This is a genomic window from Streptomyces flavusporus (assembly GCF_046267975.1).
Lineage (GTDB): Bacteria > Actinomycetota > Actinomycetes > Streptomycetales > Streptomycetaceae > Streptomyces > Streptomyces flavusporus.
Map to the genome: position 1 here is coordinate 903,274 of NZ_CP176503.1, position 13,913 is coordinate 917,186.

The 13,913-nt window shown below is 70.4% G+C and carries 13 protein-coding genes and 2 pseudogenes; 8 read left to right on the forward strand and 7 right to left on the reverse strand.

Annotation, left to right across the window (positions count from 1 at the left end):
• Positions 1–58 precede the first annotated feature (58 nt).
• On the forward strand, positions 59–4,159 hold the full coding sequence (locus ACKTSN_RS04585; RefSeq protein ID WP_409467885.1) for a discoidin domain-containing protein: 4,101 nt from the start codon (positions 59–61) through the stop codon (positions 4,157–4,159).
• Positions 4,160–4,210: 51 nt separating this feature from the next.
• Here ACKTSN_RS04585 and ACKTSN_RS04590 read toward each other — a convergent pair whose 3' ends face one another.
• Positions 4,211–4,609: a 6-pyruvoyl trahydropterin synthase family protein gene (locus ACKTSN_RS04590; RefSeq protein WP_409467886.1), complete on the reverse strand. Its 399-nt coding sequence runs from the start codon at positions 4,607–4,609 to the stop codon at positions 4,211–4,213.
• A 204-nt stretch (positions 4,610–4,813) separates the two neighbouring features.
• On the opposite strand from ACKTSN_RS04590, the pseudogene ACKTSN_RS04595 reads away from it, so the two are divergent.
• The 4 genes and pseudogenes from ACKTSN_RS04595 to ACKTSN_RS04610 all read left to right on the forward strand — a co-directional run.
• Positions 4,814–5,092 (forward strand): annotated as a pseudogene (locus ACKTSN_RS04595) (YbaB/EbfC family nucleoid-associated protein); the annotation flags it as partial.
• Between the two features lie 160 nt (positions 5,093–5,252).
• Positions 5,253–5,639 (forward strand): cupin domain-containing protein, encoded by a 387-nt coding sequence (locus tag ACKTSN_RS04600; RefSeq protein WP_409467887.1) that lies wholly within the window; start codon positions 5,253–5,255, stop codon positions 5,637–5,639.
• A 173-nt stretch (positions 5,640–5,812) separates the two neighbouring features.
• Positions 5,813–6,577 (forward strand): MBL fold metallo-hydrolase, encoded by a 765-nt coding sequence (locus tag ACKTSN_RS04605; protein ID WP_409467888.1) that lies wholly within the window; start codon positions 5,813–5,815, stop codon positions 6,575–6,577.
• 336 nt (positions 6,578–6,913) lie between these two features.
• Positions 6,914–7,453, forward strand: a complete 540-nt coding sequence (locus ACKTSN_RS04610) for a hypothetical protein (RefSeq protein ID WP_409467889.1) — start codon at positions 6,914–6,916, stop codon at positions 7,451–7,453.
• Positions 7,454–7,598: 145 nt separating this feature from the next.
• Here ACKTSN_RS04610 and ACKTSN_RS04615 read toward each other — a convergent pair whose 3' ends face one another.
• From ACKTSN_RS04615 to ACKTSN_RS04630, 4 genes are all read right to left on the reverse strand, one after another.
• Positions 7,599–7,973, reverse strand: a complete 375-nt coding sequence (locus ACKTSN_RS04615; protein WP_409467890.1) for a hypothetical protein — start codon at positions 7,971–7,973, stop codon at positions 7,599–7,601.
• 322 nt (positions 7,974–8,295) lie between these two features.
• The gene (locus ACKTSN_RS04620; protein ID WP_409467891.1) at positions 8,296–8,895 is read right to left on the reverse strand and encodes a GPP34 family phosphoprotein; all 600 of its coding nucleotides are present in this window, start codon (positions 8,893–8,895) and stop codon (positions 8,296–8,298) included.
• A complete protein-coding gene (locus ACKTSN_RS04625; RefSeq protein WP_409467892.1) occupies positions 8,892–10,337 on the reverse strand; it encodes a dihydrolipoyl dehydrogenase family protein in 1,446 nt (481 codons plus the stop codon). Before ACKTSN_RS04625 ends, ACKTSN_RS04620 begins: the two co-directional genes overlap by 4 nt.
• Positions 10,338–10,426: 89 nt before the next feature.
• Positions 10,427–10,873: a VOC family protein gene (locus ACKTSN_RS04630; RefSeq protein WP_409467893.1), complete on the reverse strand. Its 447-nt coding sequence runs from the start codon at positions 10,871–10,873 to the stop codon at positions 10,427–10,429.
• Positions 10,874–11,136: 263 nt separating this feature from the next.
• Between ACKTSN_RS04630 and ACKTSN_RS04635 the strand changes: the two are divergent.
• Positions 11,137–11,998 (forward strand): annotated as a pseudogene (locus tag ACKTSN_RS04635) (SGNH/GDSL hydrolase family protein).
• 64 nt (positions 11,999–12,062) lie between these two features.
• Here ACKTSN_RS04635 and ACKTSN_RS04640 read toward each other — a convergent pair.
• Together ACKTSN_RS04640 and ACKTSN_RS04645 are read right to left on the reverse strand one after the other, a co-directional pair.
• Entirely contained in the window at positions 12,063–12,251 is a 189-nt protein-coding gene (locus ACKTSN_RS04640; protein WP_409467894.1) for a hypothetical protein, read from the reverse strand.
• A gap of 107 nt (positions 12,252–12,358) precedes the next feature.
• Positions 12,359–12,787, reverse strand: coding sequence for an organic hydroperoxide resistance protein (locus tag ACKTSN_RS04645; protein ID WP_409467895.1), 429 nt, complete (start codon positions 12,785–12,787; stop codon positions 12,359–12,361).
• Between the two features lie 274 nt (positions 12,788–13,061).
• Here ACKTSN_RS04645 and ACKTSN_RS04650 point away from each other — a divergent pair, with 274 nt between their 5' ends.
• Positions 13,062–13,208, forward strand: coding sequence for a hypothetical protein (locus tag ACKTSN_RS04650; RefSeq protein WP_409467896.1), 147 nt, complete (start codon positions 13,062–13,064; stop codon positions 13,206–13,208).
• 14 nt (positions 13,209–13,222) lie between these two features.
• Entirely contained in the window at positions 13,223–13,852 is a 630-nt protein-coding gene (locus ACKTSN_RS04655) for a hypothetical protein (protein WP_409467897.1), read from the forward strand.
• Positions 13,853–13,913: the final 61 nt, after the last annotated feature.

Below are 13,913 nucleotides of genomic sequence, written 5' to 3' on the forward strand. Positions count from 1 at the left end.
GCCCCGTACCGGCAACATGCGCCGCCCTCACTCACCTTCTGTGATTGGACGACTACACATGGCCGATCAGTCGTGTCCCTCACGACACCCCTCCCGGCGCACCGTCGTCGCGACCGGCTCGACGCTACTGGCCGGGTTCGGCCTCGGCACGGTCTTCGTTCCGGCCGCCGACGCCGCCGCCCGGACCGCGGGCGCGACCGGCACCGGCACCGGCTCATCCTCCGCACCGGGTGAGATCGCCGCCTACCGCCCGGTCCGGGTCTCCTCACAGGCCTACGCGCCCACCCCCGCCGACTTCGTGGTGGACGCGCTCCCCGCGCCGGGCGTGCGCGGCACCGGATGGCGCGCCGAGGCGGGCGACCCGCAGTGGATCGAGGTCGACCTGGAGGCGGACTGCCGCGTCGACCGGATCCGGCTGGCCTTCGAGGCCGACGCGAGCGACCCGGTGTTCACCCCGCCGACCAGCGGCAACCCGCGCCAGGGCACCACCGGCAAGGAGATCCTCTCCAGCTACGCCACGGAGTTCGTCGTCGAGACGTCCCGCGACCACGACTCCTGGACCAGCATGTACCGCACCACGGCCGGCACCGGCGGCGTGGTGGACATCCCGCTGTCGAAACCCGTCACGGCCCGCTGGGTACGGATGACCGCCCACCGGCGGTCCAGCCCCAACCCCCTCGGCCTCAACGGCTTCGAGGTGTACGGCACCGCTCCCGGCCACCGCCCGAAGGCCACCGGCTGGACCGACTGGGGCACCCACCACGGCGACGCCCCGCGGCTCACGGTCGCCGTCGACGGCACGGTGCCGCTGGAGTCGGGCTGGACGCTCACTCTGGACGACTGGGCGGACGGCGACGGCGCGGCCCTCTCGCAGATCGGCGTGGACACCAGCCGCTGGCTGCCCGCGACCGTGCCCGGCACCGTCCTGGGCTCCCTCGTCGACCAGGGCAAGCTGCCCGACCCGGTCGCGGGACTGAACAACCTGCGTGTCCCCGAGGCTCTGTCCCGCCACTCCTGGTGGTACAGGCGGGACTTCGACCTGCCCCGCGGCCTGCGCACCGGCCAGGGGCGGCACCTCTGGCTGGAGTTCGACGGCGTCAACCACAAGGCCGAGATCTGGCTCAACGGACACGGAGTGGGCGAGGTGACGTTCCCCTTCGCCCGCTCCGCCCACGACATCACCGAACTCCTGGCCGCTGAGGGCGGCAACGCGCTCGCCGTGAGGATCTCCCCCATGCCGGTGCCCGGCAGCCCCGGCGACAAGGGACCGGCGGGCGAGGCCTGGGTGGACGCCGGAGCCAACACGATGAACCTCAACTCGCCGACTTACCTCGCCTCTTCGGGATGGGACTGGATGCCGGCCGTCCGCGACCGCGCAGCCGGCATCTGGAACCACGTACGGCTGAGATCGACCGGCCACATCGTGATCGGCGACCCGCGGGTCGACACGGTTCTGCCCGCGCTGCCGGACCTGTCGGTCGCCGAGCTCACCCTGACCGTCCCGGTGCGCAACGCCGACTCCACCGACCACGAGGCCACCGTCTCCGCCTCGTTCGGCGACGTCCGCGCCTCGCGCACGGTCACCGTCCCGGCCGGCGGCGACATCGATGTCATCTTCACCCCTGACGCGTTCAGCGCCCTGCGGGTGAAGAACCCCGAGCTGTGGTGGCCCAACGGCCTGGGCGAGCCCACCCTGCACGACCTCACCCTGGTCGCCCGGACCGGCGGCGCCGAGAGCGACCGGCGCACCACCCGTTTCGGCATACGGCAGTTCGGCTACGAGTACGACACCCCGCTGAAGTTCACACCTTCCTCCGACGCCTACACGCAGACCGTCCCGCTCGGTGACCGGCGCGCCCGCCACCTCCGCGTCCGCTGTCTCACCCGGGCCACCAGCTGGGGCAGTTCACTGTGGGCACTGTCGGTGTTCGACAGCGCCCGTCCCGGCACCGACCTCGCCCTGCACGCCGCGGCCGAGGCCTCCAGCACCGACGAGGACGGCCACGGGGCCGCCAACGTCACCGACGGCGACTCGAATACCCGCTGGTCCTCCGCCTTCGCCGACGACCAGTGGATCCGTGTCGACCTCGGCTCGGTGCAGTCCTTCGACCGGGTCGACCTGGTCTGGGAGCAGGCCTACGCGCGGACCTTCGTCGTGCAGGTCTCCGCGGACGGCGAGCAGTGGACGGACGCCGCGTCCGTGGACAACACGGCCGTCCCGCTGCCCTTCAACAGCGGCGACGCCAGCCTGCGGGTGACCGACTTCGAGGCCCGCACGGCTCGTTACGTCCGTCTGGCCTGCGGCCTCCGCAACACCAGCTGGGGCAACTCCCTGTGGTCCCTCACCGTCATCGACAGCGCCGAGCCGGGCACCGACCTCGCACTGCACCAGAAGGCAACCGCCTCCAGCGAGGAGGACGGCCACCCGGCCGCCCACGCCACCGACGGCGACCCCGGCACCCGCTGGTCCTCCGCCTACGAGGACCACCAGTGGCTCCAGGTCGACCTCGGCGCCGCCCGGCGCTTCGACCGGGTCGCCGTCCTGTGGGAGCAGGCGTACCCGAAGACGTACACCATCCAGATCTCCGACGACGGCGACACCTGGGCCGACGTCACGACCGTCACCAACACCCCCGACCCGCTGAAGATCAGCGTCAACGGCGTACGGGTGCTGGTGCGGGGCGGCAACTGGGGCTGGGACGAACTACTGCGCCGGATGCCCGCCGAGCGGATGGACGCGGCGGTGCGGATGCACCGGGACATGAACTTCACGATGATCCGCAACTGGGTCGGCAGCAGCAACCGCGAGGAATTCTACGCCGCCTGCGACGCGCACGGCATCCTGGTGTGGAACGACTTCCCCAACGCCTGGAGCATGGACCCGCCGGACCACGAGGCCTTCCTCTCCGTGGCCCGCGACACCGTGCTGCGCTACCGCATCCACCCGAGCGTGGCGGTCTGGTGCGGCGCCAACGAGGGCAACCCGCCCGCCGCGGTCGACGAGGGCATGCGCAAGGCGGTCGAGAGCCAGGCGCCAGGCATCCTCTACCAGAACAACTCCGCCGGCGGCATCGTCACCGGCGGCGGCCCCTACGGCTGGGTCGAACCGGAACGGTACTTCGACCCGTCGACGTACGGCAGCAAGGACTTCGGCTTCCACACCGAGATCGGCATGCCCGTCGTCTCCACCGCCGCCAGCACCCGCGCCATGGTCGGCGAGGACGGACCCGAGTGGCCGGTCGGCGGCGCCTGGTACCACCACGACTGGAGCGAGCGCGGCAACCAGGCCCCGCAGAACTACAAGACGGCCATCGAGACCCGCCTCGGCACCGCCCGCGACCTGGACGACTTCACACGCAAGGCGCAGTTCGTCAACTATGAGAACTTCCGTGCCATGTTCGAGGCCTGGAACGCCCACCTGTGGGACAACGCCAGCGGGTTGATGCTGTGGATGTCCCACCCGGCCTGGCACAGCACTGTCTGGCAGACCTACGACTACGACTTCGACGTCAACGGCGCCTACTTCGGCTGCCGAAGCGCCTGCGAGCCCCTGCACGTCCAGGCCGACCCGGTGAAGTGGCAGGTCATCGCAGTCAACCACACCCGCAGGACGCTCAAGCACGCGACGGTCACCGCGGAGACGTACGACCTGTCAGGGCGCCGGATCGCAAGCACCCGGCGGGCGCGCGTGGACGTGGACCCCGCGGCCTCGACGACGGCGTTCACCGCGGCTCCCACGGACGACCTGCCGGACCTGCACCTGCTGCGGCTGACCCTGACGGACGACCGCGGCCAGGTGCTGTCGCACAACACCTACTGGCGCTGCCGCACACCCGAGGCGCTGCGTGCCCTCAACCAGGTCCAGCAGGCCAGGCTGTCGGCCTCCCTCACGCGGGTGTCGCGCGACGGAGACCGGCGTACGGCGACCGCCACGGTCCGCAACCGCGGGTCCATGGTCGCCGCGATGGTCCGGCTCTCCCTGCTGGACGAGGATGACGCCCGCGTCCTGCCGACGCTCTACGACGACAACTACCTGTGGCTGCTGCCCGGTGAGGCACGCACGGTGACGTTGTCGTGGCCCGCGTCCGCCCTGCCCGCCGGCCGACCGAAGCTGCGGGTCGAGGGGTACAACACTCCCCCGGTCACGGTGCGCGGCTGAGCGGTGGGGAGCCTGTGCCGCCCTGTGCCGGCACAGGCTCCCGTGCGTGTGTCACACACTGCGCTCGTAACTGGCCCACGCGATGTGCGACTCGTGCAGAGTCACAACCACCTCACGGATCCCCCGGGCGCCCTCCCCCAGCGTCCCCGCGTGGATCGCCTCGACCAGGCGGTCGGCGATCACCTTGGCCAGGTACTCCGTCGAGGTGTTGACCTGGTGGAACTGCTCCTCGTCGTCGAGGTTGCGGTAGTTGAACTCGTCGATCACCTTGCCGAGTTCCGTGGTGGCCAGACCGATGTCGACGACGATGTTGTCGTCGTCCAGCTCCTGGCGCCGGAACGTCGCGTCCACGACGAATGTCGCCCCGTGCAGCCGCTGGGCCGGGCCGAAGACCTCGCCGCGGAAGCTGTGGGCGACCATCATGTGGTCACGTACGGTGATGCTGAACAAGAGTCCTCCAAATGGGGTGTGCGCTCGGCACGGAGCATAACCGGCGCACATGTGAACCAAATGTGCGGTCCTCTCGTGTCCTTCATGTGTCGGAAGGCCCTGGGCCGGGTCGCCCTCCGACACACCCGTCCTCTTCCCCTTTCGGGGACATGCGGCGAGGATGTGCGTGCCGCCTGCGGGTGGCTTCACCGGCAGAGGAGGACGATGGAGACGTCACCGGGAAGCCGTCTGGAGCAGGTCCTTGCCGACTTCGCCGAGCGGTACGGAACTCTGTCCAGGGCCCGGGAACAGATGAGGGCGCTGTCGGTGACGGCGCGTTCCAGGGACGGCGTCGTGGAGGTCACCGTGGGTGCCAACGGCCACGCGGCGTGGATCCGCTTCGTCGACAATCGGTTCCGCGGGATGGCCGCCCCACAGCTGGGCGACAGTGTCCTGGAGGCTCTGACGACGGCCCGGGCCGAGGTCGCGGCCAGGGCGGCCGCCGTGATGACGGCCGCGAACCTCCTGCCGGCGTTGCCCGCGCAACCCGTGCCCGGAGGCGAGCCGACGAGGTCACGGCCGCAGGGGCCGCTGTGGGGCCGTAGGCCAGCATCTGCGCCTGTCGGTCCTCGCCTCCGGGGAGGAGACCGAGGGCCGACACGACGTGTCCGATGTCATCCTGCCCCCGGGCGCCGGGACGCCGCTGCATCTGCACACCGGCTACGAGGAGCGCATCTGGGTCGTCTCCGGCTCGCTGACGGTCTGGGCGGGCTCGGACGCCTTCACCCTGCGGTCCGGGGACTTCTACGCCATCAAGATGAACACGCCCCACACCATCAAGGCGGGGGACGACGGTGCGCGCACCCTCGCCATCACCTCTCCCGCCAGGTTCGCGGAGCTCATCAGTCGCACTGGTACCCCCGCGCACCTGGCCACCACCGAGACCGAGTGGGACATGGGGCTGTTCCAGGCCGTCACCGAGGAGTTCGGGGACGTCATCCTCGGCCCGCCCGGAGCCACTCCGGCCGATCTCCAGCGCGACACCAAGTGACACGACCGGACCTGCACTGCGGGGTGTGACGACGGCGCCCGTCCGGTCACCCTCCGCGCTCAGGTAGCCGCTTCCCGCGTCACGCGCCGACGGCGCGCGGCGCGAAGGAAGGGCCCCTCACCCAGCGACAGGGCCCCTCAGGTTCCGGCCGCAACGAGAGGATCAGAAGGACCATGCCGAAGCTTCTGCGTGAGGACGACATCGTCCGCGTCGAGAGCAACGTCTATTCGGTGTCCGGCAGCAACACCAACTGGGTCATCGTCAAGGACGGCGACAGCTGCACCCTCGTCGACACCGGCTACCCGGGCGACCGCGACGCCGTGCTGGCCTCACTGGAGGCGGTCGGGCTGAACGCCCGCTCCGTGGCCGCCGTCCTGGTCACACACGCGCACAACGACCACATCGGCGCGGCCGAGCACCTGCGCGCCACGTACGACGTGCCGGTCCTCATGCACCAGGAGGAGGTACCGCACGCCCGCCGCGACTTCCTCGACCAGGTGTCCGTCGGCCAGGTGCTCGCGCAGGCATGGCGGCCCGGTGTGCTCCCGTGGGCCGTACACGCCCTCCGAGCCGGCGGAATCACGCATGTTCCGGTCTGCGAGCCGCAGGCGTTCCCCGCGCCGGGAGCACTGGACCTGCCCGGTGCGCCGGTGCCCGTGCACACACCGGGGCACACCAAGGGCCACTGCGCCTACCACCTGCCCGGCAGCGGCATCCTGATCACCGGCGACGCCCTGGCGACCGCGCACCCCACGTCGCGGATCAACGGACCGCAGCTGCTGCCCGACATGTTCCACACCGACCGTGCCCGGGCTCTCGACTCCCTGGCCGTGATCGAGGGCCTGGACGCGGGTCTCATCCTGCCTGGTCACGGACCCGTGCATCGCGGGTTGGCCAAAGAGGCAGCCCTGACGGCCCGCGAGTGCGCCGCCAGGTGACGGCCCCGAATCCGAGGCGCGGTCCGACACTCGCACTCGTCCCCCCGATGGGGCAACACGGTCCCACACGTACAACGACCCACCAAGGGTCGTCAGGGAGACGGCTCGACGACATACTTACCGGGCAGTATTGGCGGAGGGAGCCTCGTGCGAGTGACGTCGTCGAACCCTCGGGAGGTCGAAGAAGGTCCACACTTCCTCTATGCGCAGGCACATCAGCGCCTATCGTGAAGAGTGGACATGCTGGACGAACCATCTGGCGTCGACACTTATCTGCACGGGACCCTCGGCGTGGGTACCATGCGCAACGTCATCCATATCGAGGGAGTGAACGGTGTGACCAGCCAATCAGCCGCCACGCTCCGATCGCGGTACGTAGCACAAGCCGCGTCGGACCTGGAGGAGAACCGTCGGCGACAGCAGGAGCTGATGGAGAAAATCAAGATGTTGAAGCAGGAGGAAGCCCTCCTGGCGGACATCATCAACCTCGCCGAGCAGTACGAGGGTTTCACGGACGCGTCCCGTCTGCCCGAGCAGTTGCAGGAAAAGCCCGTCGGCGAAAAGGCGAAGCAGGCCCCTGCCGAAACCGCTTCACGACGCTCCACGTCGGCCAAGACCACTCCGGCCGCCAAGACTGCACAGGCCCGCGCGAAGGGGAAGTCGCACCAGCCTCTGCTCGGTGACCTGCTTGCGGACCTGCTCGGCCAGTACGAGGAGCCGCGTCTGGCGAAGGAGCTGCGGGACGAACTCCTCGAGAAGCACCCGGACCGCAACCCCACACCGCAGGTGGTACGAAACACCCTCGAATCCCTGGTCGCCAAGGGACGTATCAGGCGTCACAAGCAGCAGCGTTCCGTCATGTACACCCTGGTGTAGCGGGCGAGGCGGACAGCTCCGACTGACGCCCACGCGCGTCCCGCGGGCGGTGGGCCGCAACCGGGCACTGCAATGCACCTCAGGCGACACAACCCGCCACGCGGGACGGGTGCGGCACTTCAGGGCGTGTACCAAGGGTTCCTCCCTACGGAGCCACATCCGCCGGCCATGCCTCGTCGACAGTCGGGGCGAGCATGAGTTCGTCGACGCCGAGGTCCTCGTCGCCCAGGGCGAAGTACGCAACAGCGACGAGGTCCCGCGTGCCCTCGCGTCCGGCAGCCTTCCAGGCCGCACGTGCGCGGCCGAAGGCCGTGGCCGGCACCGACGGGCCGGTGTCGTCCACCACGAAGTCGTCGGCTCTTCCGCCCAGTCCGAGATCGAGAGTGAGCCGCCCGCCGGAGACCGCGTCGAGATACGCCCGAGCGAGCTGAACCCGGTCTCCTCCGACGCCTTGGCCCAGGTCGGGACGGCGTCGGGCCGGACATCTCGGATCTGGTGGGGGCACGATACCGATCCTCACGAGCGCGCCTTCTCCTCACGACGGTCCGACGGGCGGAAAGATCCCGGCTTCCTCTGTTCCCTATAGCTCCACGTACTTCTAAGGGGAAAAGGTTCACACGGGGTTGCCACAGCGTCTGTAGGAGCCGACGGCCGATCAGCCGACCGGTGCCCTGAGCGGCCTCGTCCAGGCAGCGGAGTCTCAAGACGCCCCAGGACGGTCCGATCGACACCATGTCCTCGTCGGGCCCCGGTCCGGCCGTCGCCGCTCTCTCCCACGAGGCAGGTGTGAAAGCCCCACTCACGGGTGTGACCACGCCCGTCGGCGCGCCCGCTCAGCGGCCCTATCCCCGCCAAACGTTGTCGAACGCGGCGTTCTCGACGTCCCACCGCAGTCGTACGGCCTCCAGCTGCGTCACCGCGTCACCGACGGCGGCCAGCACCGTCGTGACCGCGTCCCCGGTAAGGCTCTCGCGGGCCTCGGCCGGGTCCTCCCCGATCCCTGCGGCCGCCAGCAGAGTGGCGAGGACGGGCTCGCCGGACGCCCTGCGTTCCTCCGCACTGCGGCGGGCGTGCGAGGCGGCCAGGACGGTCCGCGCGGACCGCAGCCGAAAGTGGCCCCGTGGGTGGGTGACGAGCCCAGCCCGCTCCAGGTCGTCGACATAGGCCGCGGCGAGCTCGCCACCGCGGCGCCACAGCCACTCGTCGACCGTCTCGTACGGCTCCTGGCGGGTGAGCGAGGCGTGCGCCTGGTCCAGCAGACGGTCACCCGTCGCCACCCGAGGGCCGGGCATCATGCGGTCGCCGTCCAGGCTCAGCGCTCCGCTCTCCAGGAGATCGACCGCCTCGGCCCCCGCGAGCGCAAGGGACAGGTCTCCCTGTGCCACGGGCCGATCGGGCGGCAGGCCCAGGGCGACCAGCGCGAGGTCCCGTGCGGTGGTCATGAGTCCCTCCTCGTCTCCAACAGGCGCAGCCACACCTCGCTGATGGTGGGGAAGGCGGGTACGGCGTGCCAGAGACGCTCGACCGGCACCTCCCCGGTGATGGCGACGGTGGCCGAGTACAGCAGCTCGGCAACGCCCGGTCCGACGAAGGTGGCGCCGACGACGACCTGATGGTCCCGGTCGATGAGGATCCGGGCCCGGCCCCGGTAGTCGGGGCGGTACTGGACGGCTCCCGCGAGGTGACCGATCTCGTAGTCGACGACCTCGACGGCCCGGCCGGTGCGCTCGGCCTCACGGACCGTCAGGCCCACGAAGGCGACCTCGGGGTCGGTGAAGACGACGCCGGGAATGGCCTCGCTGTCGGCCGTACTGCTGTGCGGAGCCCAGCGACCGGTGTCGAGTTCCTCGCCCCGGGCTCGGCCGGCGATCACGGCACCGGCGATGCGCGCCTGGTACTTGCCCTGGTGGGTGAACAGGGCCCGGCGGTTGACGTCGCCGACGGCGTAGAGCCAGTTCCCGGGGACGGCCGTGACGGTGAGGCTGTCGTCGGTGGCGAGCCAGTCACCCGGCTTCAGTCCCACGGTGTCGAGCTCGATGTCCTCCGAGCGCGGGGCGCGGCCGGTGGCGAAGAGGATCTCGTCGGCGGTGATCTCATCGCCGTCCGACAGGGCGACACGGACCTCGCCCTCGCCGTCGCCCACCCGCTCCGCGCCGACGACGGAGACGTTGAAACGTACGTCCGCACCGGCCTCCAGCAGGCGTTCGGTGACCAGTTCGCCCGCGAAGGGCTCCATCCGGTGCAGCAGGCCGTCCTCCCGGGCGAGCAGGGTCACCCGGCTGCCCAGGGCCTGCCAGGCGGTGGCCATCTCAACGCCCACCACACCGGCGCCGACGATCACGAGGCGCTGCGGCGGCTGCTGGGCGCTGGCCGCCTCCCGGCTGGTCCAGGGCCGCAGGTTCTCGATCCCGGGCAGCGCGGGCAGGGCCGTGCGGCTGCCGGTGCACACGGCGACGGCGTGCCGGGCCCGCAGGCGGACGGTGTCGCCCTCGGGGGTCTCCACGGACACCTCGCGCTCCCCCGCCAGACGTCCGTGGCCGCGCAGCAGATCGATGCCGGCCGACTTGATCCACTCGACCTGGCCGTCGTCCTTCCAGTCGGCGGACATGCGGTTGCGGTGCGCCAGGACAGCCTCGACGTCCAGCGGTCCCTTGACGGCGGGGCCGAGACCCGGGACGCGCACGGCGTCGGCGCGGAGCAGGACGGGGCGCAGCAGGGCCTTGCTGGGTTCGCAGGCCCAGTACGAGCACTCGCCGCCGGCCAGTTCGCTCTCCACGATGACGGTGCTCAGGCCCGCGGCGGTGGTGCGGTCCGCGACGTTCTCGCCGACCGGACCTGCGCCGATCACTATGACGTCGTACGTGCGTATGTTCTCGGTCGGCATGTGTCCTCCGGTGACGGAGCCGGTCGGATGGGTGTCGGTCGGATGAGTGTCGGTCGGATGGGTGTCGTGGCCATGGCGGGATGGCGGTCTCAGCGGCCCGGGGCGCGCTCGGTGACCTCCTGGAGGAACCACTCATTGCCGTCGAGGTCCTCGAAGGCGGCGAAGGCGCCGTAACTGGCCCGCTCGGGGTGCAGGCCGGGCATTCGGTGGGAGTCACCGGCGTGGTGGAAGGCGCCGGTCTCGTCGCGGAACGGGCCGGAGACCTCCACACCGCGGGAGGTCAGCTCCTCCTGGGCCTTGACGATGTCGGTGACGGTCAGCTGGAGGCCGTGGAGCGTGCCCGCTTCCTGTTGCGTGAGGCCCCGGCCGAAGATGATCGAGCACTCGGAGCCGGGCGGGGTCACCTGCACGATCCGGTAGCCGTCGTTGATCGGGAAGTCGGCGTCGAGGCGCCAGCCGAGCTGCTCCACGTAGAAGCCCTTGGCCCGGTCCACGTCGGAGACGGGCAGGATGACGACTTCGAGCTTCATGTCCATGACTGTGATCTCGCTTTCTACGGTTCGGCATACGTCGGCAGGCACTGCGCTCTCAGTGTCGGCCGTGGTCGACATGTGTCGCCTCAGTCACCTGACTCAATTCGTTGCCGGAGCCATAGCACCTGACGGCTTTGGGATACGTGTGAATGTTGGGCGCTCCGCCTTGGGCCGCGAACGCGCGCCAGGGCGGAGGCCCTCGACCGATCACGGAAGGGCAGATCTTGAGAAGAACCTTTCCTGCCTCCCGCGCCGGACGCGCACTGATGGTGGGTGCCGCACTGCTCTCCGCCGGAGGTGTCCTCGCCACGGCCGGAACAGCCACGGCGAGCACAGCCACGGAGAGTTGGCACAAGGTGGACTACGTCGCTCTCGGTGACTCGTACGCCTCCGCACCACTCGTGCCCACCCAGGTCGACGCGACCTGTCTGCGTTCCAACCAGAACTACCCCTCGCTGGTGGCGCGGTCGCGGTCCGCGACGCTGACGGACGTCAGCTGCTCGGGTGCCACCACCGCCGGCATGACGGCCCCGCAGGCCGACGGCGTGCCCGCGCAGCTCGACGCCCTCGACCGGGGCACCGATCTGGTCACCGTCACCATTGGCGGCAACGACATCGGTTTCTCGACCGTGCTGGGCACTTGCGCCCACCTCACGTCCGGCGACCCCGCGGACGCCGTGCCAGTCCCACTACGCGGGCACCAGCGCGGACCAGGTCACGGACGCGGGCCCGGACCGCACCGAAGGTCGCGCAGGTGCTGCGCGGCATCCACCGCCGCGCGCCGCACGCCCGTGTCGTGGTGGTCGGCTATCCCGACCTCTTCTCCGAGGACGGAGTGGGGTGCACCAGCAGCAAGGTGCCGCTGGCCGCGGGCGACTTCGCCTGGCTCCGTGACAAGGAGAAGGAGCTCAACGCGATGCTGGCCCGCCAGGCCCGGCGGGGCGGAGTACGTGAACACGTACACGCCGACCGTCGGCCACGACCTGTGCAAGCCGACCGGCGAGCGGTGGATCGAGACCTTCGCCCCCCGAGAGGCCGGCCGCGCCGGTGCACCCCAACGCCATGGGTGAGAGCGTGATGGCCGCCGCCGTCGAGGGTGTTCTCACACGTCATGGACGGCACCACTGACGTTCCCCTCGTAGCCAGGTGACCGGTCCGGCATGATCCGGTGCCGGACCGGTCCTTCCGCCGGTCAGAGAAAGCTCGAGGCCGACGGGCCGTACCCGAACAGCGCCGCACTCTCCGCCCAGTTCCACACCTGCGTGTCCGTCTGCCAGTCACGGTCCTCGGAGCTTGCCACGTCTCGGGACGGCCGCTCGCCGGGGAGGCAGTCGCGATCCGAACGAGGCTGCGGGGCGATCCGTACGTATGTGTGCGTCATGGAGGCCATGTCCTGCCCTCACTCTTCGGTCGGCGGTGTGGGTACGGCTGAGGGGGTGGCGGGTCCCGTGCAGGGGGAACACGCGACCCGCGGTCCAGGGGGACGGGTCAGGCGGCGGCGCTGGCGTTGATGGTGACCGGGATGTTGTCGCGCGTGGCCTTGGAGTACGGGCAGATCTGGTGGGCGGCCTGCGCGAGCTCCTCGGCGGTGGCCTGGTCGACACCGCCGAGCACCGGGTTGAGGACCGCGGAGAGGGAGAACTCGCCGTCGTCGCCGTGCGTGAGGGTTATCTCGGCGGTGATGGTGGTACTGGTGAGCCGGATCTTGCGGATGGTGGCGGCGCGGCGCAAAGCGCCGAGGAAGCAGGCGGCCCAGCCTGCGGCCAGAAACTGCTCGGGGTTGGTCGCGGTGCCGGCGCCGCCGAGCTCCTTGGGGAGGGCGAGGCCGGTCTCCAGCAGACCGTCGGAGGAGCGGACGTGACCGCCGTTCCGGCCCTCTCCGTCGACGTCGACAACGGCGGTGTAGCTGACTGCCATGACTGGTGCTCCCCATCTGGGTCGAAAGGTCTTCGGGCGCCTGCCGACCAGGACACTTTTCGTGTCACCGGTTGAGGCGGTGACGCAATCATGGCAGTCGTCCCGTCACCCGTCAAGCCGGTGATTGGCGACTTCGCGAATTACACATGTCCCCTGTCGCCCTGATGACATGTCCCAGCTATGCCACCGGTATCGAGTGGCACCTGCCTCACGGCCGTCGGATTCTGTCGCGCAGATGAACGGCACACGCAGCGCCGGGAGAGGAACGGAACCGATGAGACACATCCGCTTGTTGGCGACGTTCACAGCGGGCGTCGCACTGGCCGCAGCGGCGGTCGCCCCGTCGTTCGCCGACCCGCCGGGGCTGCCGCACACCAAGGTGGCGACGGGGCCACGTCCGGCGAGACGACCGCCCGCCTGATCACCGGCGACAGCGTGACTGTGGCCAAGGGCCCGGACGGCCGGCAGACGGCCTCGGTACGGCCGGGCCCCGGACGCGACGGCATCGTCTTCCACACCTTCGAACAGGACGGGCACCTGACGGTGCTCCCCTCCGACGCCTCACCCCTGGTGTCCCAAGGCCGCCTGGACCGACGTCGAGGTGCCGACCAGCCCCGCCAACTACCGCCTGGAGCTGACACTTCGCGCACCTCCCCCGACTGGGACTACGCGACCGCGACCGCGACGACCTGGTCGTTCCGTTCGCCCCCCAGAGACAAGCCCACCGAGCTGCCCCTCCTCCAACTCGACTACGCCGTACCGGTCGACGCCCACAACACCATCGCCCGGGCCGGATCGTACGGCGTGGACGTCACCGGCCGCGCCCAGGACAGGGCACCCGCCCCGCACGGGTCGAGGGTGCAGGTCGAGATCTCGTACGACGACGGCCGCACCTGGCGTCCGGCGAACGTCCACGACCGTGGCCACGACACGTTCCGGGCCACGGTGGACCGCCCGCGCCATCAGAGCGGCACCTCGTACGTGACCCTGCGCGTCACGGCCCGGGGCTCCGCGGGCAACAGCGTCCAGCAGACGGTCTCCCGTGCCTGGGCAGAGCGCCGCTGACCATCACGACCCACGGGGCGGGAGGTCATACGTGCCTTTCGCCCCTGCCGCCGCGTGGCCT

Bases quoted from the DNA above. Each gene is read 5' to 3' on its own strand.
- ACKTSN_RS04650 (WP_409467896.1), top strand. From the start codon at position 13,062: ATGAGACACATCCGCTTGTTGGCGACGTTCACAGCGGGCGTCGCACTG.
- ACKTSN_RS04645 (WP_409467895.1), bottom strand. From the start codon at position 12,787: ATGGCAGTCAGCTACACCGCCGTTGTCGACGTCGACGGAGAGGGCCGG.
- ACKTSN_RS04630 (WP_409467893.1), bottom strand. From the start codon at position 10,873: ATGGACATGAAGCTCGAAGTCGTCATCCTGCCCGTCTCCGACGTGGAC.
- ACKTSN_RS04620 (WP_409467891.1), bottom strand. From the start codon at position 8,895: ATGACCACCGCACGGGACCTCGCGCTGGTCGCCCTGGGCCTGCCGCCC.
- ACKTSN_RS04605 (WP_409467888.1), top strand. From the start codon at position 5,813: ATGCCGAAGCTTCTGCGTGAGGACGACATCGTCCGCGTCGAGAGCAAC.
- ACKTSN_RS04640 (WP_409467894.1), bottom strand. From the start codon at position 12,251: ATGACGCACACATACGTACGGATCGCCCCGCAGCCTCGTTCGGATCGC.
- ACKTSN_RS04625 (WP_409467892.1), bottom strand. From the start codon at position 10,337: ATGCCGACCGAGAACATACGCACGTACGACGTCATAGTGATCGGCGCA.
- ACKTSN_RS04585 (WP_409467885.1), top strand. From the start codon at position 59: ATGGCCGATCAGTCGTGTCCCTCACGACACCCCTCCCGGCGCACCGTC.